Annotated in this window: 21 protein-coding genes, 1 tRNA gene and 1 pseudogene; 5 read left to right on the forward strand and 18 right to left on the reverse strand. The window is 32.9% G+C overall.

What is annotated here, in order from left to right; genetic code table 11:
- Positions 1-70 precede the first annotated feature (70 nt).
- From Anndu_RS02350 to cobJ, 3 genes are read left to right on the forward strand one after another with little or no spacing between them, the layout of a single operon-like run.
- Positions 71-379 (forward strand): carbon dioxide-concentrating mechanism protein CcmK, encoded by a 309-nt coding sequence (locus Anndu_RS02350; protein WP_464102825.1) that lies wholly within the window; start codon positions 71-73, stop codon positions 377-379.
- Between the two features lie 60 nt (positions 380-439).
- Positions 440-781 carry a carbon dioxide-concentrating mechanism protein CcmK gene (locus tag Anndu_RS02355; protein ID WP_464102826.1) on the forward strand — a complete coding sequence of 114 codons (342 nt, stop codon included), beginning with the start codon at positions 440-442 and terminating at the stop codon, positions 779-781.
- A 32-nt stretch (positions 782-813) separates the two neighbouring features.
- Positions 814-2,223, forward strand: a complete 1,410-nt coding sequence (gene cobJ / locus Anndu_RS02360; RefSeq protein WP_464102827.1) for a precorrin-3B C(17)-methyltransferase — start codon at positions 814-816, stop codon at positions 2,221-2,223.
- Positions 2,224-2,251: 28 nt separating this feature from the next.
- Here cobJ and Anndu_RS02365 read toward each other — a convergent pair whose 3' ends face one another.
- From Anndu_RS02365 to Anndu_RS02380, 4 genes are all read right to left on the reverse strand, one after another.
- Positions 2,252-5,482 (reverse strand): DEAD/DEAH box helicase, encoded by a 3,231-nt coding sequence (locus Anndu_RS02365; RefSeq protein ID WP_464102828.1) that lies wholly within the window; start codon positions 5,480-5,482, stop codon positions 2,252-2,254.
- A 43-nt stretch (positions 5,483-5,525) separates the two neighbouring features.
- Positions 5,526-5,714: a DUF2949 domain-containing protein gene (locus tag Anndu_RS02370; RefSeq protein WP_464102829.1), complete on the reverse strand. Its 189-nt coding sequence runs from the start codon at positions 5,712-5,714 to the stop codon at positions 5,526-5,528.
- A 232-nt stretch (positions 5,715-5,946) separates the two neighbouring features.
- Positions 5,947-7,602 (reverse strand): ABC1 kinase family protein, encoded by a 1,656-nt coding sequence (locus Anndu_RS02375; protein ID WP_464102830.1) that lies wholly within the window; start codon positions 7,600-7,602, stop codon positions 5,947-5,949.
- Between the two features lie 306 nt (positions 7,603-7,908).
- Positions 7,909-9,504, reverse strand: a complete 1,596-nt coding sequence (locus tag Anndu_RS02380; protein WP_464102831.1) for a GUN4 domain-containing protein — start codon at positions 9,502-9,504, stop codon at positions 7,909-7,911.
- A gap of 250 nt (positions 9,505-9,754) precedes the next feature.
- Here Anndu_RS02380 and Anndu_RS02385 point away from each other — a divergent pair, with 250 nt between their 5' ends.
- Complete coding sequence (locus Anndu_RS02385) at positions 9,755-11,647, forward strand: CASTOR/POLLUX-related putative ion channel (protein WP_464102832.1); 1,893 nt, start codon at positions 9,755-9,757, stop codon at positions 11,645-11,647.
- Between the two features lie 64 nt (positions 11,648-11,711).
- Here Anndu_RS02385 and Anndu_RS02390 read toward each other — a convergent pair whose 3' ends face one another.
- Positions 11,712-12,365, reverse strand: coding sequence for a phosphoribosylanthranilate isomerase (locus Anndu_RS02390; protein ID WP_464104024.1), 654 nt, complete (start codon positions 12,363-12,365; stop codon positions 11,712-11,714).
- Positions 12,366-12,441: 76 nt separating this feature from the next.
- The gene (gene hisH, locus Anndu_RS02395) at positions 12,442-13,065 is read right to left on the reverse strand and encodes an imidazole glycerol phosphate synthase subunit HisH (RefSeq protein ID WP_464102833.1); all 624 of its coding nucleotides are present in this window, start codon (positions 13,063-13,065) and stop codon (positions 12,442-12,444) included.
- A gap of 123 nt (positions 13,066-13,188) precedes the next feature.
- Between hisH and Anndu_RS02400 the strand changes: the two genes are divergently transcribed.
- Positions 13,189-13,260: transfer RNA gene (locus Anndu_RS02400), tRNA-Gln, on the forward strand.
- A gap of 282 nt (positions 13,261-13,542) precedes the next feature.
- On the opposite strand, the pseudogene Anndu_RS02405 reads toward Anndu_RS02400, so the two are convergent.
- The 12 genes and pseudogenes from Anndu_RS02405 to Anndu_RS02460 all read right to left on the reverse strand — a co-directional run.
- A pseudogene (locus Anndu_RS02405) lies at positions 13,543-13,899 on the reverse strand (hypothetical protein); the annotation flags it as partial.
- Between the two features lie 5 nt (positions 13,900-13,904).
- Positions 13,905-15,050, reverse strand: a complete 1,146-nt coding sequence (locus tag Anndu_RS02410) for a hybrid sensor histidine kinase/response regulator (RefSeq protein WP_464102834.1) — start codon at positions 15,048-15,050, stop codon at positions 13,905-13,907.
- A gap of 13 nt (positions 15,051-15,063) precedes the next feature.
- Entirely contained in the window at positions 15,064-18,219 is a 3,156-nt protein-coding gene (locus Anndu_RS02415; protein ID WP_464102835.1) for a PAS domain S-box protein, read from the reverse strand.
- Positions 18,220-18,242: 23 nt separating this feature from the next.
- Positions 18,243-18,545 (reverse strand): YtxH domain-containing protein, encoded by a 303-nt coding sequence (locus Anndu_RS02420; RefSeq protein WP_464102836.1) that lies wholly within the window; start codon positions 18,543-18,545, stop codon positions 18,243-18,245.
- 17 nt (positions 18,546-18,562) lie between these two features.
- The gene (locus Anndu_RS02425; protein WP_464102837.1) at positions 18,563-18,874 is read right to left on the reverse strand and encodes a hypothetical protein; all 312 of its coding nucleotides are present in this window, start codon (positions 18,872-18,874) and stop codon (positions 18,563-18,565) included.
- A 4-nt stretch (positions 18,875-18,878) separates the two neighbouring features.
- The gene (locus tag Anndu_RS02430; RefSeq protein ID WP_464102838.1) at positions 18,879-19,415 is read right to left on the reverse strand and encodes an O-acetyl-ADP-ribose deacetylase; all 537 of its coding nucleotides are present in this window, start codon (positions 19,413-19,415) and stop codon (positions 18,879-18,881) included.
- A gap of 43 nt (positions 19,416-19,458) precedes the next feature.
- Positions 19,459-20,286 (reverse strand): 16S rRNA (cytidine(1402)-2'-O)-methyltransferase, encoded by an 828-nt coding sequence (gene rsmI / locus Anndu_RS02435; protein WP_464102839.1) that lies wholly within the window; start codon positions 20,284-20,286, stop codon positions 19,459-19,461.
- A 68-nt stretch (positions 20,287-20,354) separates the two neighbouring features.
- Complete coding sequence (locus Anndu_RS02440; protein WP_464102840.1) at positions 20,355-21,191, reverse strand: pentapeptide repeat-containing protein; 837 nt, start codon at positions 21,189-21,191, stop codon at positions 20,355-20,357.
- A gap of 90 nt (positions 21,192-21,281) precedes the next feature.
- Entirely contained in the window at positions 21,282-21,767 is a 486-nt protein-coding gene (locus tag Anndu_RS02445; protein ID WP_464102841.1) for a TolB family protein, read from the reverse strand.
- 415 nt (positions 21,768-22,182) lie between these two features.
- Entirely contained in the window at positions 22,183-23,460 is a 1,278-nt protein-coding gene (ahcY, locus tag Anndu_RS02450) for an adenosylhomocysteinase (RefSeq protein ID WP_464102842.1), read from the reverse strand.
- A 301-nt stretch (positions 23,461-23,761) separates the two neighbouring features.
- Positions 23,762-24,382, reverse strand: a complete 621-nt coding sequence (locus Anndu_RS02455) for a hypothetical protein (RefSeq protein WP_464102843.1) — start codon at positions 24,380-24,382, stop codon at positions 23,762-23,764.
- Positions 24,383-24,758: 376 nt separating this feature from the next.
- The gene (locus Anndu_RS02460; RefSeq protein WP_464102844.1) at positions 24,759-25,553 is read right to left on the reverse strand and encodes a hypothetical protein; all 795 of its coding nucleotides are present in this window, start codon (positions 25,551-25,553) and stop codon (positions 24,759-24,761) included.
- Positions 25,554-25,770 lie beyond the last annotated feature (217 nt).

Genomic DNA, 25,770 nt, shown 5'->3' on the forward strand with positions numbered 1-25,770 from the left:
ACCATGATCATAGAATGGTGACAATTAATGGTAAGATTGACTCAAATTATTTTAAGTATGGAAATCAACAATGCAAAACGCAGTAGGAGTGATTCAAACTGTAGGTTTTCCCGCCGTCTTAGCCGCCGCCGATGCGATGGTCAAAGGTGGGAAAGTTACTCTTGTTTATTATGGTTTGGCGGAAAGGGCTGAGTTTATGGTGGTGATCAGAGGCCCTAACTCTGAAGTCCAACTAGCCATGACTAAGGGCATCGAAGCGGCCAATAATACCTTCGGTGGTGAAGTGGTATCCCATTATATTGTACCTAATCCACCGGATAACGTGGTAGGGGTGTTACCCATTGAATATTCAGATCAGGATCTTCCTTTCCGTTTCTAAAAAATTGCCAATTAATGATAAATTGAAGACATTTAGATTAAATATTAAAGGAGAAAGTTTATGCCAGCACAATCTGCGGTTGGATCAATTGAAACAAAAGGTTTTCCGGGGGTATTAGCGGCGGCTGATGCAATGGTGAAAGCGGGACGAGTTACCCTTGTGGGTTATATTAGAGCCGGAAGTGCTAGATTTACGGTCAATATTAGAGGGGCTGTTTCTGAAGTTAAAACGGCAATGGACGCCGGAATTGAAGCAGTTAAACGTACTGAAGGTGCTACTTTAGAAACATGGGTGATCATTCCTCGCCCCCATCAGAATGTTTGTGCTGTTTTACCAATTGATTATACCAAAGAAGTTGAACCTTATCGTCAAGCGGTTGAGGGTGGGGTTTTACCTAATTAAAAGTCAGGTAATAGGAAATAGGTAAGGCTATTATGACATCATCTGCAATTATTATTTTAAACGAAACAAGTATTAAGATTGCTCGACAGGTACAAATGGCTTTACCTTCTGCTATTATTTATGGTTTGGCTAGTCGTACTGTGTCGGCCGATCGCACTTATGACCAGTTTGGCGAGTTAGTCAGGGATTTATTTATAAATGGCACTCCCATTATTGGTATTTGTGCTAGTGGCATTTTAATTCGCACTGTTGCCCCTTTATTACAAAATAAATGGCAAGAACCCCCCCTCATAGCGATCGCAGAGGATGGTAGTGCGGTCGTTCCCCTCTTGGGAGGTTTACAGGGGGTTAACGATCTCGCCCGTCAAATCAGTGTGATCTTACGGGTTGATCCGGCCATCACCACTAGCGGAGAGATTCGTTTTCAAACAACCTTACTTAACCCCCCTAAAGGTTATCATTTAGTTAATCATGATCAGGCTAAAGGCTTTATTGCTGATTTATTAAGCGGTAAATCAGTTAAATTAAGAGGTAATGCTCCTTGGTTAGAAAATAGTCAATTAAAATTTACCGAGGATGGTGAGTTAACTATTGTTATTTGTGAAGAAGATCAATCAGAATTTATCCCCTCAACTAATTGTTTAATTTATCAAAAAGATACAAGGGAAAAAACCGGAAAGTTAACCATTGTGGGGATCGGGCCAGGTAGTCGTGAATGGATGTCACCCCAAGTTTATCAAGAATTACTCCATGCTACCGACTGGGTAGGCTATAAAACCTATTTAGATTTAGTGGAACACCTCAGAAACCCTCAGATTACTCGTCATGAGTCCGATAATCGAGTAGAATTGATCAGGGCTGAAAATGCTTTAAATCTGGCTAAAGAGGGGAAATCAGTCGTGATTGTTTCCTCTGGCGATGCGGGTATTTATGGCATGGCGGCCGCCGTGTTTGAAGTTTTAGATCATCAAGCCGATCCAAAATGGCAGGAAGTGGAAATTAAAGTTTGTCCGGGGATCTCAGCCATGCAGGGGGCGGCCGCCTTAGTGGGTGCGCCTTTAGGTCATGATTTTTGTGTGATTTCTCTTTCTAATATTCTTAAGCCTTGGGAAGTGATCTGCGATCGCATTAATTTGGCCGCTCAAGCGGATTTGGCGATCGCCTTTTATAACCCCGTTTCAAAAGAAAGAACTTGGCAACTAGAAGAAGCGAAAGCAATTTTATTAAAATGGCGAAAACCAGAAACACCAATCGTTTTAGCCAAAAATTTAGGTAGATCAGGACAAAAAATTATCATTAAATCTTTAATTGATTTAAGGGTATCCGATGGGGATATGCGCACCCTAATTTTAATCGGCTCAAGTCAAACTCGCCTAGTTAAACAGGGCGATCAACAATGGCTTTATACCCCCCGTCATTACGATTTAATCATTAATAATTAACAGATAATTTGTAATTTAATTATCTAATTTAATCATCATCCATAATCGTTTCACTATTTAATAATAATAGATTTCTTAGTTGATCAGTATCCATTTCTGTTAACCAATTTTCCCCCGCATCAACTGTTTGTTCAGCCAGTTGTTTTTTACTTTCAATCATATCATTAATTCGCTCCTCTAATGTGCCTGTACAGACGAATTTATGCACTTGAACATTGCGTTTTTGGCCAATGCGAAAAGCTCGATCGGTTGCTTGATTTTCCACTGCTGGATTCCACCATCTATCTATATGAAAAACATGATTAGCGCGGGTTAAATTTAAACCCGTTCCCCCTGCTTTTAAGGATAGTATAAATAAGGGTGGACTTTGGGGATCATTTTGAAAGCGATCGATCATTTCTTGACGTTGTTTTCTGTTAGTTGAGCCGTATAAAAATGGAATTTCAAAATTAAATTTTTTGGCTAAATAGGGTTGTAAAAGTTTACCCCATTCTGCAAATTGGGTAAAAATTAAAGCTCGATCGCCCTCTAAAACTAATTCTTCTAACATTTCTTCTAAACGTAATAATTTACCCGATCTATGGCTATCTTTTAATTGTTTTTCTTTTAATAATAAAGCGGGATGATTGCATAATTGTTTTAATTTTAAAAGTAAATTTAAGATTAAACCATGTCTTTGAATACCTGTGGCTTCATCAATTTTAATTAATGATTCATTGACTAATTTTTGATATAATTGGGCTTGTTCAGATGATAAACCACAAAAAACATTCATCTCTTGTTTTTCGGGTAAATCTTGAATAATATTAGTGTCGGTTTTTAAGCGTCTTAAAATAAAAGGTTGCACTAAAGATCGTAAAGTTTTTAAAGAATCTTGATCACCAAATTTTTCGATAGGAATAGCAAATCTTTTTTGAAAAAATGTCCGATTTCCTAAGATCCCAGGGTTAAGAAAATCTAAAATTGACCATAATTCAGAAAGTCTATTTTCTACCGGAGTTCCTGTTAAAGCAATACGAAAACCGGCCTTAATATTTCTAATCGCTTGAGACTGTTTTGCTTGGGAATTTTTAATATTTTGAGCTTCATCTAATACTATCCCTTGCCAATCTATTAAATTTAAGGTTTTCTCATCCCTAAAAACTAAAGAATAGCTAGTTAAAATTACATTTTTTGAGCTAACTTCCTTTACAAAATCTTGATTTTTCTTTCTATTTTCCCCATGATGAATTATTACTTTTAAAGTGGGAGCAAACTTTTTAATTTCCCTTTCCCAATTGTTTAAAACTGAGGTAGGGCAGACAATTAAAACGGGATTAGTTAAAAATTCTTCTTCTTGTAATGTTAACAAAAATGAAATTAATTGAATTGTTTTTCCTAAACCCATATCATCAGCTAAACAAGCCCCTAAGCCCCATTTTTCAAGGAAAGATAGCCAACTAAAACCTCGATTTTGATAGGGTCTTAAAGTGGCTTTTAAAGTTTCAGGAGTATCTAAAATTTTGATAGTTTCATTATTAATAAAAGCATTGATCAATTCTTCTAAAATTCCCTCAGCTTTAAAAGTCGCTACAGGCAATTTTGCTAAAGTTTTAGTGTCTCCGGTGGCAATTCTTAAAGCATCTTCTACGGATAATTCTATTTTTTCATTAGTTTTATTTAAAATACTTTGAGCCGCCCTCACATCGGCCGGTTGTAAGGCAATCCATTGACCATCTATTTCTACTAAAGGTGATTTTTGATCCAGTAATTTTTGGAAATCTTCTTGAGATAAAATCTTATCACCAACGGCCAAATTTAAGTTATATTTTAATAAACTTTTTAAGCCTAATCTTGTGCCTTTTTTCTCGATGACTTGAGCATTAATATTAACACCTAAACGATTTTCTTGACCTCCAGATTCTAAACCTTGTGGTACAATTACCCCTAAACCACTATCTTTTAAATGCCAGACAATTGTTCTAATAAATTCATAAACTTGAATGGGATCAAGTTGACAGAAATTAGGGCTAGAACTTTCTAAACTTTGAGCAATTTGGGGATAAATTCTTGAGGCTAAACCTAAACCTTTTAAGAGGGTTTCTTGGGGGTTTTTAATAATTCGCTCTTGATAGATAAATTGATCTACTGGATGTTGCCAAATTTGCTCGGCTGATATTAATAAATCTTCTTGATCTACCGCTTGTAAATAATAGTTTAACTGCCAATTAAATTGTTTATTATTGATTTGTTTTTCGGTGGGGGGAATTAATTTTAAAGCGGTACGAAATTCCGTTTGATTAAGTTGAAATGTTTGAGGATTTGGGATATAATCTTTAATGGGAAATACCCAATTATAAAAACTATTAATTAATCTATTACTGTCTTTTTGATCTAGTTTAAAATTAGTTAAATTATTTTTACTTAAGGCTTTCAACCAAGGTAAAGTAATTAATTCTTTATTAACAGGAATATTACAGTCGAGACTATCTTTTAATTGACTGGTTAAAATATGACTTAAATAATTTAATAAAATTGCTTGATCATCTTTAATTTGATCCCAATTATTGAATTTATGATTAGGCGGTAAATTATCATTTTCTAGCCAATAACTAACACAAATAGAGGGCATTTGTTGAGTAAACTTTGCTAAACGAGTTTGATCAATAAAACTATCTAAAATCGGCAACCAAATGGCCTCATTTTGTTCATCATTTTTATTAATTAAAGAAGGAATAAATTTACCCCTAGCCAACAAGTCTAAACTCCAGCGATAAACTTGACACCAAAAAGAGATTTCTTCCCCCCAAATAGGATTATTTTTTAATTCTCCCATTTTCAAATTACTAATTAATTTTACTGTTTCTTTGGGAGTTAAATATAATCCTTCTATTTGCCAATTGGCTAAAAATAATTGATCTTCTGTTATTTCTAAATTGTTCAATTGCCCTGATAATAAGGGTAAAGCATAGTTTTTTTTCTTTTTATTAATGATGTAACTAGGCAGGGTAATAATTTGTTGTTTCTGTCTTTCTGGTATTTTTTCTAAAGGGAAAATGTCTTTATTTAATAAGTTATTATTATTAATAATTTCTGTTATTTCTTCAATATTTAAAGTTAAAGGATGGGCAAAAATTTGAGATGATTCTTGCTTATTTAGTTTAGAATTAATGAGATTATTCTCGATAATTTCATCATCTAAATTACGCCAAGTTTCACCCCAGATCAAAAAGTATTCTTTGCCGTGATTACTAATCCAATTCCCGTGTATTATAGCCATATCAATAATTCAAAATAAACAACTTATATCATAGAATGACTGATTACTGTTCAAGCCAATCATATAAACGGTCTAATTGTTCAAGGGTAATTAAACCATATTGCCATAATACCATAGGTAAAGGCCCTAAATTTTGTTCCATTGTTCGTTGAGCGATGGCAATGGAATCTTGAGAAATAGCCAATTCTTTCTGCAAAAAATCAATTAATTGTGTTTCTTTTCCTGATGACATCTCATTTCACCTATCCTTTTTTAACAATAATTTATAATCAGTATTTTTTATTTTAAAAAGTGATCCCTTTGATCCCTAATTATTTTTCTTCAATTTTGATGATGTTACTGCTATAATACCAGATTTTTTATGACTGACAAGAGTTTGTTACTAAATTTGCAACAAAAATATATATAATGGGTTATTAGTCATTTGTTATTATTAATAATTAATTATTACTTATTAATTATTTTTATTTTAAACGGCCTGATCTAATAATTTTAATAATCAACCAAAAACCCAAAAAACTAGCAATTGTAAACAAAATATTACTAATTAAAATAAATTTATTAATATTACTACCAGTGGAAATAATCGCCGCCCCCATGATTAAAGATCCCACCACCACACTGAAGGATAAACGATTAGCAGAATCATCAATACTTCGTCTTAAATTATCCAATTCTTTAACCTTGAGATTCCACTGTAAAGTTTCCGAACTTACACGATCTAATAATACCTCAATTTGACGGGGAGATCTTAATGATAACGCTTTCAGATCTAAGGCTATTCTTAATAAACTTTGGGTGGGGGTATCTCCAAATAATTGACGCGCAAAAATATCAGTCATTAATGGTTTAAATTCATCAATTAAATTAACTTCTGGGTTTAAACTTCTAGTTACTCCTTCTAAATTTGCTAAACATTTGGCATATAATCCTAAATTACCTGGTAACTGAATTTTATTGTTTCTTGCTACCTGTAAAATCTCATAAAATACCTCACTAAAATTTAATTGAGATAGGGTTAAATTATAATACTTTCTTAACAGTTTTTGATAATCATGTTTTAATCTTTCTAAATTAGTAGTTTCTAATTCAGATTCTGATAATTCCACCGTTAATTCACTACATCTTAACGCATCAAAATCAACTATAGCTAATAGTAATTCCGTTAATAATCGTTGAGTTCTTGGATCCAATCTGCCAATCATACCACAATCAATCATCGCAAGTTTACCATTTTCTAAGTAGAAAATATTACCCGGATGGGGATCGGCATGAAAAAATCCATTAACATAAATTTGTTGAAAAAATGCCCTAAATAAAAGGGTTGTCACATCTTTTCTTTGTGGATCTATTCCTTGATAAGGGCTTATTTCTAAAAAATTAGCCTCTAAAATTGGCTTCCCATTTAACCATTCTAAACCTAAGATTTTTTTAGTCGTAATTTCCCAATAAATTTTTGGTATTACTAAATCTTCAGGATTAAACCATTTACTTTGTTTTAAATTTTGTCTTAATTGATTAGTATATTCTCCCTCTTTTCTAAAGTCTAATTCCGCCTCAACCGCACTGGTAAAATCATTAGCTAACGCCACAATATCATAATCTTTTCCTAGATCCGTTAAGGCGATTAATTCCGCAATTGCTTTAATTAATTTTACATCCTGTGCTACTATTAAATCTATGCCCGGCCGTTGAATTTTAACCGCAACTTCTTGCCCATTTTTTAAAGTGGCCCTGTGAATTTGAGCGATCGATCCGGCGGCGATCGGTTGTTGATTAATATTAGAAAAAACCTCCTCTAAAGGTAACTTTAATTCCGTCTTTAAAACATCTTCAACTTCACTCCAAGGTAAGGTAGGCACTCTAGCCTGTAATGCCGTTAAAGCAGTGATATATTGGGGAGGTAACAAGTCAGGGCGAGTGCTTAAAAGTTGCCCAAATTTAACATAAAAAGGGCCTAATTCTACTAATATTTTACGCAACACGGCCGGAGGCGGTAAAGTAGGTTGATCGGCTTTACCTTTGGTTAAAATTCCTTTCATAAAATCCCAGCCATTGCTGAGGATAATTTCTAATATTTCTCTTTGACGGCCGCTGGTTTGAGTTAGGGAAAATACCATAATAATTTAATTTAAAATTCACTTTAATTATTAGCTTTAATATATCAACAAATCTCTAACTTTTTTATTCTATCAAAACCAAAAAAATAAACAAGAGAAACCATCTATTTTTCGGTGATGGCTTCACCTGCTGTATCCTTGAGAGAAGAACAATCTTTTTTTGATATAACTACTATAGGCTTATTAATAATTTTTGTCAAGATTATTGCAAATATATTTCAATAAGTTATTTGCTTCCCCTGAAAAAAGGAATTTTTGAGCCATTGACGATTATTGACGATTAAAGATTGATTAACTCCTAAAATATCAATTATTTTTCCCAACTTTCTGAGCAATTATATAAATAATTTTGCGAGAAAAGAGAATACTTTTACCTCCATATTGCACCCGAATAATCGGTAAATGACCGAAAGGAGCTTGTAAATTAAAGCTTAAATCATTGTAATTTAACCATGAATTGCGCCGTTTCCAACCAACCCGATCCCCAAAAATCTGAGCAATATTATCTTCATAAACCTCTGTTTTTCCTCCACAATCCAACCAAATTTCTTTTTGTTTCGTAAAGCCAAAACGCCCTTGACTGTGCTTCATCCATAACTGATCAATGATCAAAAAATCTTCTGAAGGAAAATTGAGCAATTCTTCTTGATAAATATTATCACCTTCTTTTTTGTTTAAAACTTGGATCATTAATTTATAAGTTTCAAAATCAGCCTCTTTCCACTTATTTTGTGATAATAATTCTTCTAATATTTTGTAATTAATACCACTTTTACTTATTAAAGGAATGGATTGAGAATTGACTTCAGGTAATGAAGAATTAGAATTAGAATTATTTTGATTAATTGGTTGATTATTTGAAGTTAATTTAGGAGAATTACCCTGATATTTTTGAAAATTTTGAGTCAAATAATCTTGAAAAGTTTGAATTGTTTTAATGAGAGAAGGTAGATCATTAATTAAGGAAAATTGATCAAGATTAATGTCTTGGGTAGGAGAATCTTTTAATGCTAAAATCAATTTTTGTTGACTAAATTGATTGGTAATTAATAGTTTAATTAATTGATAGGAAATTTGATCAGATTCAAGTCTTAGTAAGTCTTCTGAATCTAAATCAGGAAAATTACGATCTAAACTATCTAAATCTTTAACTATTTGTTGTAATTGCCCATCTATATTAAGTAATTGATTAGTTAGACTTTGAAAATCTCCTAAAATTGGGCTTAAATGTGCTTCAAAATTAACGATATTTTGTAACTTAATTAAAGCCTGATTTTCCTTTTGTTGAAATTCTGATTGAAATTGATAAAATTCATCATATTCATTCACTTGTTTTTTCAAGCGATCGCCCAATTTTTGTTGAGATTGATTAGCTTGAATTAAGACGTTAATTCTCTTATTTAATAAATCAATTTTGGCCAAACTTAATAAAGCAATTCTCCCTAAACGAAAGAGAAATTTTAAGATTTGTTGTTTATGTTTATTTTTCAAAGCAGAGACTAAATTATCCGTTTGAAATCTTTGCTCCATTTCTTGACGTTTCTGCTCTTTTTCTAATAAACTTTCAATTTCTTGTAGAAAATTAGTTTGTAAATATTGAATTAATTGATCCACAAATTTTTGATAATTTTCTCGATGTTTCTTGACTAATAATAAGCAATTATCATAATCTTGAATCAGATTTTTTACCGTGTCAAAACGCTCTTGAAAATTAACATTTTCAGCTTGACGCATCAAACCAAATAATTCTCGCCGATATTTTTTCCCATCTTGAATTATTTGACAACGCTCTTTAATTTTTTCCTGAAGTTTGCCAAAATCAATATTATTTAAAACGGGATAATCATAAATAGAATTATGATCGCAATTGGTTAAATAATTATGATGATTGTCTCTGTTCATAAATGTAAGTTAATGGCTAAATTTCTATCAGTTAACAGTGGAAAATTGACAATTGTTTAAGATTAATTATGACTGATTAATTTTGGAATTTTGAATTTTAAGAGAGCATAGTTGAGATTTTAACTATTTTGATCAAAAATATTATAATATTTCCCTCAACAATTTGTTAATTTATTTTTCCTAAAATCTGATCTTGTCACCGAAACATACTATATTTGAGTGGTAGAATTGTTGATGATTTATAACCAAGATGAAAAAAGTTAAATTAAGAGATCGGTTTCATTATGCTTTTGATAATTTTATGTCAAAAGGGACAGTCTCTTTGATCGGTGGTTTAGCGTTAGTTTCCGCTATTTTTATTGTGGCTAATGCCATTTTTATTGTAATTACAGGCATTTCAGCCCCTGATGCCCCCCGTTATAGTTTACCTGAAGCGATCTGGGGGGTGTTAATGCGTACCCTTGATACTGGCACGGTGGGGGGTGATGAGGGGTGGATATTGCGACTATTTATGTTATTTGTGACCTTTGGCGGTATTTTCATTATTAGTACCCTGATCGGTTTACTCAGTAGTGGTATTGAAGCCAAATTACAGGATTTACGCAAGGGTAGATCAAGGGTAATTGAAGATGATCATATTGTAATTTTAGGTTGGTCTTATCAAATTTTTACTTTGTTATCGGAATTATTAGCGGCCAATGCTAATCATCCTGAAAGGGTAATTGTTATTTTAAGTGAAGAAGATAAGGTAGAAATGGAGGAAACGATCCAAAAATGGTTAAACTTTAAATATCCCAATCGGATTGTTTGTCGTACTGGTCAATGTACAGATTTAGGTGATTTAGGCTTAGTTAATATTCAAAATTCCCGTTCAATTATTATTCTTAATCCCCCTTCTGAATATAGTGATATTAATTTAATTAAAATCCTTTTAGGTATTACTAATATTCCTAGAACTGACTCTAAACCCTATCATATTGTAGCGGAAATTCAAGATAGTAAAAGCTTAGAAATTATTAATATTATTGCAGGAAATCAAGTAGAAACTTTATTAACAAATGATATTATTTCTCGCATTATTGTCCAAACCTGTCGTCAATCGGGTTTATCCTCTGTTTATATGGATTTATTTGATTTTAGCGGTAATGAAATTTATGTTCAATCGGCCTCGCCTTTAGTGGGTAAAACTTACGGTGAAATTCTTTTAGCTTATCAAAATGCGGCCGTAATTGGTCTTAAAAATGCCCAAGCTGAAGTTGAAATCAATCCCCCATGCGATCGAATTTTATCGGCACAAGATCAGGTAATTTTATTAGCTGAAGATGATGATACCGCTCAAATTACGGCTTTAAAACCTCAAATTGATGCCAGTGCCATTCAAACTATCCCCCCCTCAGCCCCTCAGCCCGAACATACTTTAATTTTGGGATGGAATTTAAGAGTTCCGGCCATGATTAAACAATTAGATGAATATGTTAAGGCGGGATCTTCTATCGCCATTATGGCAGGTTTACCTGAAGATCAAACGATTAAACAAATTAATTCCTGTGATCTAGTTAATCAAGAATTAACCTATCATCAAGGAGAATCCACTGAAAGTGAGATGTTAGCACAATTAGATATACCAAAATATAATCAAATTTTGTTAACGGCTTGTGATTATCTTGAGCCAGAATTGGCTGATTCTCAAACTTTAGTTACTCTGTTACAATTGCGTAATTTAACTAAAAATTCCCAGCGATCACAGTCAATTATTACAGAAATGTTAGACGCGCGAAATCAAGAATTAGCTTCAGTGGCTAGACCTGACGATTTTGTAATTAGTGAGCGTATTGTGAGTTTACTCATGGCTCAAATCTCCGAAACTAAAACCTTAAATCAAGTTTTCCAATCCTTATTAACCTCTGAAGGCTCAGAAATTTATTTAAAGCCCATCACTAATTATATAATGGTGGAAAAGACTGTTAATTTTTATACGGTGGTGGAATCGGCGAAAAGACGCAATGAATCGGCGATCGGTTATCGAATCAAAGCCGATGCTAATAATAAAGCTAAAAATTATGGTATTGTCTTAAATCCTTCTAAATTAGATTTAATTAAATTTAGCCCTGAAGATAAATTAATTGTATTGGCTGAATTTTAATTATTTAATAATTCTCCCTCCCTTGTTGAAGGGGGTTTTTTCTAAACTTGAAAACTCCCCCAAACTAAGGACTTAGAGTATTTTTTTTCGTTAAGATTAGGCAATTTTCAAACAGTTGAAAAACTTTATTTAGATCTTTATTTCCGGGAGATTTTTCTACTCCACTAGATAGATCTATTCCATTAGGAGAAAGTTCACTTAAAGCCGTTTGAATATTATCAGGAGTTAAGCCTCCTGCTAAAAACCAAGGCAAGGCACAATTAAACTGTTGTAAAATTTGCCAGTCTACTGTATGACCCGTACCTCCTAATAATTGGGGATGATAAGCGTCTAATAATAATGTGTTGACATGATTATAATAGTTTTCAACGATTTTTAATGATTTAGAATTTTTAATTCTTAAGGCTTTAATTAACTCAATTTCTGGTAGAATGTGACGAATTTGATCACAATATTCGGGCGTTTCATTTCCGTGTAATTGTACAGCTGTTAGGTTAGTTTCTTTAACAACTTTTTCAATAATTGTTATATTTTCATTAACAAAAACTCCAATTTTTCCTATAGATTGGGGTAAGTTTTTAATAATAATTTGGATTGATTTAAGCTCAAGATAACGGGGAGATTTGGGATAACAAATAAAACCGAGATCCGTTGCTCCCATTGAACTGATCGCTTGAGCCTGTTCAATATCTGTAATCCCACAAATTTTAATTCTCATATTTTGATTAGTCATTGATCATTAGTCAACTTTTAACTTAATATTTACTACTTATTACCTATTCCCGATTACTTATTCAACTATTTGCTAATTTGACAAAATTGGAGAGAATTTGTAAACCTTGATCAGACGATTTTTCAGGGTGAAATTGTACCGCCATTAAATTATTTTGAGCGATCGCCGCCGTGACGGTTTGACTACCGTGAGTAGTTTGAGCGCTAATTACTTGGGGATCAACGGGATCAACATAATAGGAATGAACAAAATAAACATAGGGATCCGTGGGTAAATTTTGCCACAAAGGGCAATCTTTTTGTTTTAATTCTAATTGATTCCAACCCATGTGAGGAATAGTTAAATTAGGCTCAGACTTGAATTTTTTGACCTTTCCCGCAATAATTCCTAAGCCTTTTTCCTGCCCTTCTTCTGAGGCTTCAAATAAAATCTGTAAACCTAAACAAATTCCTAAAAATGGTTTACCACTGGCGATCGCTCTTTTAATCGGTTCTTCTAAACCCCGATCTTTTAAATGTTGCATAGCCGGATCAAACGAACCCACACCGGGTAAAACAATAGCTTGGGCGCTTTCAATATCTTCAGGGCGATCGGTGATGTTTGTAGTCGCTTGGGCTTTTTGTAAACCCTTACAAACAGAGTGCAAATTGCCCATATCATAGTCTATAACTGCAATAGATACCATTTTTGTTTTAAGGTTAAATTAACTTAATTCTATTTTAAAGGAAAAAGTTAAAAAAATTTTTTAAAAAACCCTTGACAAAACCCCAGTAGGTTGTGTTATATTAATCAACGTGAAAGACATCAGTGGGGTGTCGCCAAGCGGTAAGGCAGCGGGTTTTGGTCTCGCCATTCCTGGGTTCGAATCCTAGCACCCCAGTTAAATTAAAAAATAAATTAAAAAACAAATTTAAAAATAAATTAAAAAACTTTTTGATTAATAGTTTTTTAATATTATTAAAAATAATAATTATGATTAAGATTAGGGATCAACCTCCGTTGATCCCTATCTTATTAGATTGCATATTAAAAATTTATTTCAGTCATCATTTTCATTGGTATCTGAATTAATGAAATCCTGTTGATGGGCGGAAAAACCTAAACCTTGATTTTTTGCCGATTTTAAGGGTTTGAGTTGTTTCTTTGTGCCTTGGCCTTCGTGTTGCCATGTTTCATAGGCGGCCTTAACCCCTGCGATCACTTGACGAGTGCCACGTTTAACTTTATTAAGTTGCTGTTTGGTTTCGCTTAAGCTTTGATCTACCTGTTTGACTACATTGGAAGCATTTTTCACCCCTTCATTGAGATCATCTGTCAATTCACTAATTTCTAAGCCTGTTAAACGGATCGCTTCTAAAGTGGGGGGAAATTCCCTTCTGAGGGTATCAAATAATTTTTCCGCACTACGGGCGGCTCTACCTAACTCTTGTAAAGCAGGTAAAGCCGCCACTAAAACGGCGGTTAAACTCATGGCCACTAAACAAATAGATAAACCTAACCAAAAAATGGGATCATTCATTATGATTAATTATTGATTAAAGGTAATTGAATTTCAACTTTTGTACCCAATTCATGATTACTAACAATTGATAATTTTCCTTGATAAATTTGAAGAATTAAAGAAGCAATTTTTAAGCCTAATCCTACTCCTTGTTGTTCATAATATTGACGTTCAAATTGTTTAAAAGGGCCAATAGTAGCGATTTGTTCTGTTGTCATAATTCTACCTTGATTAGTAATTGTAAGATTAAATTGATTATTGACAATTTTACTAATGACTGTCACTTGAGTGCCAACTTCAGAAAATTTAAACGCATTATCTATTAATTCCATAATCAGATGTTGGAAATCTTTACTTTTAATAGCTGGTGCTTGAAAATCGTTAAAATCTATTAATAAATCATTGATTCTTTCATTTTTATTAGCTTGGTAGCTAATAATATCTTCAATTAAACTCTTAGTAGTAATATCTTGAATTTCTAAATCAACTGATTGCTTAGTATTAATTTTACTATTTTTAATTTCTAATTGACTATAAATTAAAAATCTTTGGGTTAATTTTCTTAATCTTTTAACGGATTCAAAGGCTAGTATTAATAAATCATTTATTTCTTCAGAAAGTTCTTGTTTTTTATTAATTAATAGATCTAAAACCCCATAAACACCGTTTAAAGGTGTATTGATTTCATGGGGTAAGGTTGTGGTTAAATTTTTGCTTAATTCTTCTAAATTTTTAGTTAAAACAAGTATGGTATTCTCCTGTAGAATAGACAACATTTGAATATTTTTATATTGTTCTTGGAGTCTTAACATGGAATTGACTCTAGCTCGAAGTTCAATTTGATTAACGGGTTTACTAATAAAGTCATCAGCCCCCGCATCAAGGCATTTTGCGAGATCATCTTTTTCAGTTAAAGCTGTCACCATGATAATAGGAGTATGTTTAATCTTAGGATTGGCTTTTATTTTCAGACAAACTTCAATCCCATCCATTTCTGGCATCATCACATCTAATAGGATCAGATCTACAGACATAATATTAAGAAATTCAAAAGCATCGGCTCCACTGGAAACATAATGTAAATCATAATTTTGATTGCTTAAAAATGCCTCAATTACATCAAAATTACGAGGCTCATCATCTACAATTAAAATAGAAGCTTGATTCATAATTGATTTGTTATTAACTCATTTTGATTAATACTTCTTGTATTATATGAAACAATTGAGTTAATTTGATCGGTTTTGCTAGATAATCATTAGCTCCCGCTTCAAGACATTTTTGTCGATCGCCGGGCATGGCCAAAGCGGTTAGGGCGATAATGGGGATATTGGCAAGATCCGGATTAGAATTTTGACGAATGGTTTGAATAGCGGTGAAACCATTAACTTTGGGCATGGAAATATCCATTAAAATTAAATCTGGTTTTTGGGAATTAACTAGATCAAGGGCTTCTTGACCATTTTTAGCTAAAATCATTTGATAACCTTTTGCTTTGAGATAACTAGATACGGTTAAAATATTGGCTTCATTGTCTTCTGCTAATAGGATTAAAGGATTTTGATTAATTTGATAATTAATTGGATTGTTTTCTAATTTTTTTAAAGTAATTTGTTTTAAATTTTCAGTCTTTTCTAAGTATAATTGATCACAAGGTAAACAAAAAGTAAAACTACTGCCCTCTCCAATTTGACTTTCTACTTTAACTTGCCCATCATGGAGTTCAACTAATTTTTTAACAAGAGCCAAACCTAGGCCTGTCCCGTTATATTGGCGATTTAAAGAGCTATCTATTTGCATGAAAGGTTGAAATAATTTAGCTATATTTTCTTCACTAATTCCAATGCCATTATCGGTAATTGTAAAAGACATTTGACGCTTTGATTTTGAATTTTTAACTATTAAACTATCATTATTACCTGAAGAAAACTCAACTTTTAAAGAGATTTTTCCTCCGGTGGGAGCAAATTTAACGGCATTATTTAAAAGATTAATTAAAACTTGACGGATGCGCCGTTCATCTATTAATAAATCTGGTAAATTTTCGGGAATTTCCTTATTAAGAGTAATTCTTTTTTCTAAAGCCTGTTGTTGAATAAATTTTAAACTTGATTGGCATAAATTATTGATACAAGTGGGAGCAAGATTAAGTTTAATTTTATCCGCTTCAATTTTAGCCAGATCCAGAATATCATTAATTAATGCTAACAGATGATTGCCACTTTCAATAATAGTTTTAATCGCCTTTAATTGTTGTTCATTCATTGTGCCAAAAAGTTGATCTCCTAATGCTTCTGATAGGCCTAAAATAGCATTAAGAGGGGTGCGTAGCTCATGACTCATGGTAGTTAAAAATTCATCTTTGAGACGGGTAGCCCTTTGTAATTCTAAATTTGTTTGTTGTAATTTTACCTCATATTCTTTACGATCGCTAATATCAGCACAATAACCAACTAATTCTAAAGGATTACCTTGATCATCCCTAATTAAACGTAATTCATCTCTGATCCAATGATAAGTTTGATCGGCACATAAAAAGCGATATTCACAGGAAAATAAACCTTTTTCAAAAATCTGTGTAAAATCAAGTAAAATCTTACTGGCATCCTCTGGATGAACATGATTAAGCCAAAAATTTTCTTCTAATAAAAAATGTTCTGATTGATAGCCCGTAATATGATAAATATTATCACTAATAAAAGTGATTTTAGAACGGGAATGAGGTTGACAAGTATAAATAACGGCCGGAGTTGTACATAAGATCCATTCTAATCTTTCTTTTAACTTTTGATTTTCCTGTTGAGCGATTTTCTGTTGAGTCAGATCCACGATCACGGAAATAGTCTCATGATCTGACTCTGGCAAGAGTGCCACCCCGATTAAAATGGGAATACGAGAGCCATCTTTGCGGTAATATTCCTTTTGCCAAGGATTAACATAACCATATTTTTTAAAATGTTCAACGGCCGCTTGATCTTGGGTGTGATATTCTGGAGGGGTCATTTCATTCCAGCGGATCATTCCCGATTCTAACTCCGCCCTAGTATAACCAAGCATCTTTAAAAAACAATCATTAGCTTCAATCATATTACCTTGAAAATCGGCGATCACCATTCCTACCACACTGGTATTAAACATTTGACGATACCAATTTTCACTGATTTTAAGGGCTTTTTCCGCTTGTTTTCTCTCGGTAATATCCTGCATTAAAGCCATAATATAGGTGCGCTCATTATAAGCGGCCAAAATGGTTGTAGAAATAGAGATGATGTGTTTTTGCCCGTCTTTAGATTGAATTTCCCATTCTTCATTTTTAATATTATCCCCTTGGCGCATTCTGTCCATTCGAGCGATGACCTTCGCTTGAATTTGCGCATCAGGGTATAATGTTTGATACCAACCTAAACGATTAATTTCCTCAATGGTATAGCCTGTAATCTTTTCCATTTGTTGATTCCAGACGGTAAAATGAACATAAGGATATTCGGTGATGCTTTGACAAACACATAAACCTTCTGCGATATTTTCCATAATTTTACGCCGGAAAATATTTTCTTGATCAACGGCTTTTTGTCCTAATTTTGTAGCGGTAATATCAAAACGAATGGAAAGATATTGAATCGGGCGATTTTTATGATCTAAAAAGGGGACAATTGTGGTTTCTACCCAGTAGAGTTTACCAGATTTTGAGCGATTACAAATTTCTCCTTGCCAAACTTTTGCGGATCTAATCGTTTGCCAAAGTTGTTGAAAAAAACAAGGTGAATGATAATCTGATTTAATTAATTGATGAGTTTTACCGATTAATTGTTCTTGAGTATAACCAGAAATTTGACAAAAATGCTCATTAACATAAGTTATAATACCCTGAGCATCAGTCATTGAAACGATGCAGGCCTGATCTAAAGCATATTTTAAATTGGATAATTCTTGTTGTAATTTTTGTTGTTCTAAATAATTAATTTCTTGTAGGTTTTTTGATGTTAATAAACCAATAATTTGTTCTTCTTGATTAATAACGGGTAAATGATTGATTTGATGTTGTTTTAAGATTTGCCAACAGTGTAAAAAATCAGCTATTTCAGTTTCAAAAATAGTAATCAGGGGTGATTTCATTACGTCTTTAACTGTTAAAAACTCAAGAGATTGTGGCTGTATTAATAAATCTATAATATCACTATGGGTGATAATGCCGATCGCCTTTTCTTGTTGTTTGATTAAAACATAATCTGATTTTTGGCCTTGACTCATCAAGGCGATCGCCTCTGTTAAAAGACGATCCGACTCGATCATTAAAGGATTGGTGATCAAGGCTGATTTTAAATCAAAATAAGTCATAATTGAGAAATTAATTAGTTGAATTAATCATGTTTATTTTCGGCCTCTTTTTGACTGGCGGAAATTCCGGCGGCGATCGCTTTTTGTAAACGTACTACCGTATGATCCCATTTTTTCAAAGTATTTTTTGATAAAATTTTAGTCTGTAATTGTAAATTATAACTTAAATCTTCAGATAATTGTGGCAAAGATTCTATTGATTTTTTAATAATTTGGCGATTTTTCCTACCCTGATGAGGAGAAAATAATAAACCAATGATAGTACCAATCGCACCACCTAACAAAAAACCTTTAATTAAGTGATCATTTGATTTTTGTTTATTCATAATTAATTTGATTAATATTATAATTTTAAATTAGAAGATGTTTTTATTTTAGTTTGATGGGACAACCATATTAATAAATTAACTAAATTTTGTAATAGTTGCCATTGATAGGCTAAAATTTGTAAGCGAAAACGTAAATAATTAGTTCCTTTTTGGGCGATCATAACAGATTTTGGAGCAGGTTTTAAGACTCGATCGATCTGATATTCCACGTTAGTTAATACTTTCTTTGTGATGTTAAGATTTTTTGTCCATTGTCTAACTTTGAGTAAAATATAAATATTTATTACCGTTAAACTAAGATTAAAAATAATTACAAAATATAACATTGTTTTATGATAAAATTTCCTTACTTATTTGACAATAACAGTTAAAATTTTTTGCCCCAAAACAGACAAAGATAACCTTTTCAATTGTAGAATTTTGCTCTAAAAATTGTTTAACTTCTGTCATTGCAATTCTAGTTGCTCTTTCTAAAGGAAAAGAATATATACCCGTACTAATGGCCGGAAAAGCAATAGTTTTAATCTCATTTTTTACCGCTATTTCTAAACAATGATGATAACAATTTTGTAATAATTGATCTTCGTTATTATGGCCACCTCGCCAAATTGGCCCAACGGCATGAATTACCCATTTAGCAAATAAATTATAACCTTTTGTGATCTTCGCTTCACCAGTTTTACAACCGTTTAAAGTGCGACATTCTGCTAATAATTCAGCCCCGGCCGCCCGATGAATAGCACCATCAACCCCACTTCCACCTTTTAAATAAGTATTAGCGGCGTTAACAATAGCATCTACTTTTTGTTGGGTAATATCTCCTTGTAAAATTAAAATTTTTGGATTATTTGTATTAAAAATAGACATAATTTTTTGATTGATTATTGGTTAAAAATTTAAAAAATATTAACTATAAAGAAAGCGCAATTTGATAAATATGACGGCGGGAAAGATTAGTTAAATTAGCTAAATGACGACTAGCTTGAGATGTACTCATTCCCTCCTGTAATAATTTAATCAATTCTAACTTAATTTCTTCATCGTCAAGGGAATTATTAACTATTTTTTTTCCTTCTAAAACAATAGTATATTCTCCTTTCGGTTTTCGTTCATTGTGATATAAATTTAAAGCATTTTGTAAACTACCCCGCCAAAATTCTTCATGAATTTTGGTTAATTCCCTTGCTAAAACAATTTTTCTTTCTGGCTCAAATACTTTTAAAAAATCCTCTAAAGTATCTATTAAACGATGGGGAGATTCATAAAAAATTAAGGTTTTTGTTTCATCTTTTAAAGTTTGAAGATAATCGCATCTAGCTTGAGTTTTTGGGGGTAAAAAGCCCTCAAAAATAAATTTTTCGGTTGATATTCCTGAAGCGGATAAAGCAGTTATCACCGCAGTAACCCCCGGAATAGGTATTACTTGAATTTGATTTTCAATACAACTTTGAACTAACTCAAAGCCGGGATCTGAAATTGAGGGCATCCCTGCATCACTAACTAAGGCCAAGGTTTTCCCCTGTTTAATTAAGTCAATTAATTCACCAATTCTTTGTTGACGATTATGGTGATGATAACTAATTTGGGGGGTGTCAATTTGAAAATGATGGAGTAATTTTCCGGTATGACGGGTATCTTCAGAAGCGATTAAATCAACCTCTTTTAAAATGCGTAAAGCTCGAAAAGTAATATCTTCTAAATTCCCGATTGGTGTACCTACTAAATATAATTTGGTCATTGGTCAATTATCAACTGTTATTTGTCATTTGTAAACTATCAATTATCAATTATTAATTATCAATTAATTTAAAGATGTGTTCCGCCTTTAGGCATAATAGCACCACTTAAATTAGCATTGCGAAAATTAACCATATCTAATTGAGCATCAATTAAAATAGTTTCTTCTAAGATCGCTCCGGTCATATTTGACCAATATAAAGTAGCACGAAATAACTTAGCTTTAGTAAAATTAACACCCCTTAAAGTCGCCCATGAGATACTGGCCGCACGAAAATTAGCATTAGTAAAATTAGCATTTGTAAAGTTGCCACCACTTAAATTTGCTCGACTAAAATCTGCATCACAACCGTTAACACCAGAAGCATTAACACCATGTAAAATAGCATCAGTTAAATTTGCACCTTTCAAATTTGCATCAATTAAAATGGCATTAGTTAAATTTGCACCTTGTAAATTAGCACCTTCTAAATTAGCTTTAGTTAAATTAGCCCGACTTAAACTAGATTGAATCAGTTTAGCCCGACTTAAATTAGCATCTCTTAAAATAGCCTCATTAATTAAAGCACGACTAAGATCCGCTTTGGTTAAATTAGTGCGAGTTAAATTTGAAGCTCTTAAACTCACGTCTAATAATTTGGCCGCCGTCATGTTAGAATCACTCAGATTAACCTGAATTAAATTCGCTTGGGTAAAATCAGCTTGTAAACTAGAGCCACTTAGATCCGTCTCCCGAAAATTAGCTCTAATAAGGGATGCACCAACCAAATTAACACGAGTCATCACCGATTCTTTTAAAGTTATTTCAGATAAATTTGATCCACCTAAAAACGCTCCTTCTAGGTTGACATCTCGAAAATCTCTTTCTCCGGCCGCATATCGTTTTAACAGTTCTCCCGCATCCATTCTCGTCTCCTTTAGTTACCTGATAATTTCCAATAATATCGAGCCTGTAGCTTATTATGCCCTATTCTGGGGTAAAAAATTAATCTATCTTTAATTTTTTGGTACTTCAACGATCGCAATTTTCCATGTGCCTGTTTCGCTAGTTTGAAAAGCCACTTGAGTGCCATCGGCGTTGATGGTGGGATGACGTACTGAGCCTTTGATATTGCCTGTTAACAGGGTTGATCTTTGGCTTTGACGATTGTAAACCAATATATCAGATTTTCCCCTTTCATTAGACACATAAACTAAATAAGTCCCATCTAAGTTTAAGGCCGGTTGATCTTGAGTTGAGTCTCTACGGTTTAAATTAGGTAAATTAATTAGTGTTTTTTGTTGTAAATCATGTAAATAAATATCTTTTTGTCCGTTGCGATCGGAGGTAAAAGCTAAAAAACGCCCATCCCCACTGTAGGATGGTGATTCATCTGTACCATTACTATTAATTCCTCCCGATGGAATAGTTGGAGTTAAAAAAACAGCGGTATTACAGCTAGATATTAGGAAAAATAAAGGAATTAAAAGATAATTTTTCATTTTTGCCCATTTTGGCGTTTTTTAACCTAATTAAATTAATATTATTTAATTAATATTAACTGTTCAAACATTGACAATTGTTAAATGTTAATTGTCAATTTTTAACTGATAAAGTTATGACCTACAACCGAATAAAATCTAATTACTTGTGACATTAATAACTTGAAAATCTGAATTTCTAAGAAACTAACTTTACCCAACACAGTCACAACTTTTGGAAATTTAAAAGAAACAAAACAAACTGCTTTTTGATAACTTTTCAACTTGTTTAATTAGGATAACTATTAACAGGATTTTATTCCTATCACAATTTTAACAAGTTTTGAGAGAAATTATCAAAAAAATAGTTCAATTTTGCCAATTATTTTGGTGATAACTGATAACTGATAATTGATAACTGTTTATTATTTATGGTTTATGTTCCCACTGTCCAAGAATTAATATATTCAATTTGTTCGGGGGTTAAACTATCAATAGAAATTCCCATTGCTTGTAATTTTAAACGAGCAATTTCTTTATCCACTGCTTCAGGAATAGAATGAATACCTGCGGTTAAATTACCTTGATTTTTAACTAAATATTCACAAGCTAAAGCTTGGTTAGCAAAACTCATATCCATTACAGCAGAAGGATGTCCCTCGGCGGCCGCTAAGTTAACTAAACGTCCTTCTCCTAATACAATAATTGACTTACCAGAGGGTAATAAATATTGTTGAGTGAAGTTACGAACTTCTTTAATTTCGGTTGCTTTTTCCCCTAAAGATTTAAGATCAATTTCAATATCAAAATGTCCAGAGTTACAAACGATCGCGCCGTCTTTCATCACATCAAAATGTTCTTGACGAATAACGTGCTTATTCCCTGTTACGGTAACAAATAGATCACCTTGGGGCGCGGCCTCACTCATGGGCATGACACGAAAACCATCCATTACCGCCTCGATTGCCTTGGTGGGGTCAATTTCAGTTACAATGACATTAGCACCTAAACCTTTAGCGCGCATGGCTGTACCTTTACCACACCAACCATAACCCACTACAACGATCGTTTTACCTGCTAAAAGGATATTAGTTGCACGGATGATCCCATCAAGGGTAGACTGGCCAGTACCATAACGATTATCAAAGAAATGCTTAGTATCAGCGTCATTGACATTCATGGCGGGGAAACTTAACACCCCATCTTTAAACATGGCTTGTAAACGTACAATACCTGTGGTAGTTTCTTCTGTAGTACCAATAATATCTTTAATCTGATTCTGTCTATTTTTGACAAGGGTAGCAGTAACGTCACTACCATCATCAATAATAATATTGGGTTTGTGATCAAGGGCGATCTCCACATGACGGTGATAGGTAGCGTTATCTTCGCCTTTGATGGCAAAAACGGGAATGCCGTATTCCTTAACTAAAGCCGCCGCCACGTCATCTTGAGTAGATAGGGGGTTACTAGCGATCAGTAAAGCATCAGCACCTCCATTTTTAAGGGCGATCGCAAGGTGTGCTGTTTCGGTGGTAACGTGACAACAGGCAATTAAACGAATACCAGCAAAGGGCTTTTCTTGGGCAAATCTTTCCTGAATTTGCTTTAAAACGGGCATTTCACGTCCGGCCCATTCAATACGTTGTTTACCTTGATTAGCGAGATTAATGTCTTTAATTTCGTAATTAAGACGGGTTGCGGTTGCAGTCATTTAGATTACAATTTTACATAAATTAACATTGTTGATTGTAGCAAACTATCAGATCAAATCTTCAACTTTTTCAAAAATATTTTTTTAGATCTCATCTAAACAATCATAATTAAATGTTTATTTAGTAATTTTATAACTGGGCAATTTCTGCAATAATTTGTAATCTAATTTATTCTAAGAAAATCATAATTTATTTGACTAGATTAATCTATATTCTGGGAGGCCTCTGGTTTAAATTATGGATTAAATTAATAACTCAAAAGAGGCCATAACCCAAGAATAAAGGGCAAAAAAGTTAATTTTAATTAGGAGTAAAAGGTAAAGAAGAATGATGAAGAATAATGCGTAATTTACCTTCTTCATCTTTGATAAATTGCCAAGTTTTATCTACTGTTGTGACTTTACCATTTTTATCTGTAATCATAACATTGCCCATTGTAGTTGCCACATCTCCAGCAATAATAATTCCGGCATTTTTAATTTCAACATCACGCCAACCTTTTAAGGCAAAACCATTATCTGATGGGAAATTGGGATCATCACCAACAAAATAAGCTAAAGCTCCTTCTTTTGTCAGGCGAAAAGTTTGAGGGGCAGTGGTTAAAGTTGGCTTGAAAAGCACAGCGCCATAGTCATAACCATAAGCTTGATCAATAACTTGCTGTGCTAACTCTTTGGCCGCTTCTAAGCCTTTTTCTTCGTAGGTGGTGGAAATTTTGACTAAAGCATCACCCCACGCTTCTTGAGCCGCTAAAACTTCGGCCTCAGTAATTGCTAAATTAACTAAGGTTGTGGTGGAGGCGGAGGGTGACTCCATCGCCAAATTATTGTTATTGGTTAATTGCTGCGCTACGGAAATAGAGCCAAATGTTAACCCTGCAAGGGAGGTAATCAGAGCAATTTTGAGTTTTAGCTGTTTCATTTTAGTAATCTCCAGATAAATTGTTAATTGTTTTTGTTTTTGTAATTGAGGTAATTATTTACTAATTAAGATTTTAAGCTTAGTTAATTAGAATGTATTACTATAATTTTTTTCTCAATTGACCATTGAGTTTTATCAATGTATAGTTACAATTCATTGATAATTTTCAATCATAAACGAGAAGTGACAAAAAAGATCAATTTTTTTTGAGAATTTCTAATGAGACAGTAAAGTTAAACTTATGGGTTTAAAGGCTGTTTTGATCGGAGGTTATACTGAGCTAAAGCCCCTGTGGGGAAGTATTACTCCTGAGTCTTCCCTCAATGGGGGCTTTACTTGAGACTAACAGAACTTTGTATTTTGGTAAAAAGTTTTTTTAATATAAATAATGGGGTTGATAATAATAATACATCGGTTGTTTTTGATGCTGATTATAATAGTAATAGGGTAAATAATATTGTTGAGTTAAAGAGGATTGAGTAATTAAATTATTATTATTGTTATAACAATTGCAACTATCCCTTAAAACTCCTCCCGCTTCTACGACAAAATCATCAAAATCTAAATCGGCTCGGAGTTCTTCTCCTCCGTCTTCCCATGCGATACTACTACCAATAATATTGCGCCCGTAGCGATCGCTCATATTCCCTCCGGCCAGATCCCCATCAAACTGAGTATAAGCTTGAGTGGATAAAAAAGTCCTTTGAACTTGGCCATAAGGTGTTCTTGACTCTAAAAAAAAGACATAATTCTCATTTTCTTTAAATAAAAATTCAATTACTGCTCCGTTGGTTTTATTTGGATAATTAACAACCGTCACATTAGGGCCGGATATAACTGAATTACCGATTGTTCCTACATAATCAATTGATTGATTGGTATTATTTTGTCCTTCTATTCGGAAATCACGGCGATAACTGCCATATTGATCATAGGGTTTAATTTCTTGAAAGAAAACAGTTTCAACCCCTGTAGTAATGTTTAAAACCCCAAAAGTTGATTGATTTGAACCGTGAGAGCGAATAAACTCAAATTCAACAATGGTATCCTGACTAAAAGATATATCATTATTATCAAATTGATCTTGTGCGTGGGCGCTGGAAGCTAAACTAGCAAAAAGCCCAGTTATTAAGCTTAAAATCAATCCTTTTTTTGTCCATTTTGTTAACATTTTAGCAAACTCCATTTAAAATTTAATAGTTCTTTTTCAAATGTTATACCTGAAATACCGGAAAAAATACAATTATCAATTGACAGAATTAGGTTTAAGTTTTTTCGGGAAAAATCTACTCAAACCATAAAATAATTCAAAAATAAGAAAATTGACTTAGTTAACAATTGATCATGAAACTTATTATTTTAGATTAACGTCTTTTCTCACAATCAAT

This window comes from Annamia dubia NIES-4383, assembly GCF_055394725.1.

Coding starts and splice junctions, on each gene's coding strand:
- Anndu_RS02460 (WP_464102844.1), bottom strand. CDS start 25,553: ATGTTAACAAAATGGACAAAAAAAGGATTGATTTTAAGCTTAATAACT.
- Anndu_RS02445 (WP_464102841.1), bottom strand. CDS start 21,767: ATGAAAAATTATCTTTTAATTCCTTTATTTTTCCTAATATCTAGCTGT.
- Anndu_RS02370 (WP_464102829.1), bottom strand. CDS start 5,714: ATGTCATCAGGAAAAGAAACACAATTAATTGATTTTTTGCAGAAAGAA.
- Anndu_RS02355 (WP_464102826.1), top strand. CDS start 440: ATGCCAGCACAATCTGCGGTTGGATCAATTGAAACAAAAGGTTTTCCG.
- hisH (WP_464102833.1), bottom strand. CDS start 13,065: ATGGTATCTATTGCAGTTATAGACTATGATATGGGCAATTTGCACTCT.
- Anndu_RS02390 (WP_464104024.1), bottom strand. CDS start 12,365: ATGAGAATTAAAATTTGTGGGATTACAGATATTGAACAGGCTCAAGCG.
- Anndu_RS02410 (WP_464102834.1), bottom strand. CDS start 15,050: ATGAATCAAGCTTCTATTTTAATTGTAGATGATGAGCCTCGTAATTTT.
- Anndu_RS02430 (WP_464102838.1), bottom strand. CDS start 19,415: ATGTCTATTTTTAATACAAATAATCCAAAAATTTTAATTTTACAAGGA.
- Anndu_RS02375 (WP_464102830.1), bottom strand. CDS start 7,602: ATGGTATTTTCCCTAACTCAAACCAGCGGCCGTCAAAGAGAAATATTA.
- Anndu_RS02455 (WP_464102843.1), bottom strand. CDS start 24,382: ATGAAACAGCTAAAACTCAAAATTGCTCTGATTACCTCCCTTGCAGGG.
- cobJ (WP_464102827.1), top strand. CDS start 814: ATGACATCATCTGCAATTATTATTTTAAACGAAACAAGTATTAAGATT.
- ahcY (WP_464102842.1), bottom strand. CDS start 23,460: ATGACTGCAACCGCAACCCGTCTTAATTACGAAATTAAAGACATTAAT.
- Anndu_RS02420 (WP_464102836.1), bottom strand. CDS start 18,545: ATGAATAAACAAAAATCAAATGATCACTTAATTAAAGGTTTTTTGTTA.
- Anndu_RS02350 (WP_464102825.1), top strand. CDS start 71: ATGCAAAACGCAGTAGGAGTGATTCAAACTGTAGGTTTTCCCGCCGTC.
- Anndu_RS02415 (WP_464102835.1), bottom strand. CDS start 18,219: ATGACTTATTTTGATTTAAAATCAGCCTTGATCACCAATCCTTTAATG.
- rsmI (WP_464102839.1), bottom strand. CDS start 20,286: ATGACCAAATTATATTTAGTAGGTACACCAATCGGGAATTTAGAAGAT.
- Anndu_RS02365 (WP_464102828.1), bottom strand. CDS start 5,482: ATGGCTATAATACACGGGAATTGGATTAGTAATCACGGCAAAGAATAC.
- Anndu_RS02440 (WP_464102840.1), bottom strand. CDS start 21,191: ATGGATGCGGGAGAACTGTTAAAACGATATGCGGCCGGAGAAAGAGAT.
- Anndu_RS02380 (WP_464102831.1), bottom strand. CDS start 9,504: ATGAACAGAGACAATCATCATAATTATTTAACCAATTGCGATCATAAT.
- Anndu_RS02385 (WP_464102832.1), top strand. CDS start 9,755: ATGAAAAAAGTTAAATTAAGAGATCGGTTTCATTATGCTTTTGATAAT.
- Anndu_RS02425 (WP_464102837.1), bottom strand. CDS start 18,874: ATGTTATATTTTGTAATTATTTTTAATCTTAGTTTAACGGTAATAAAT.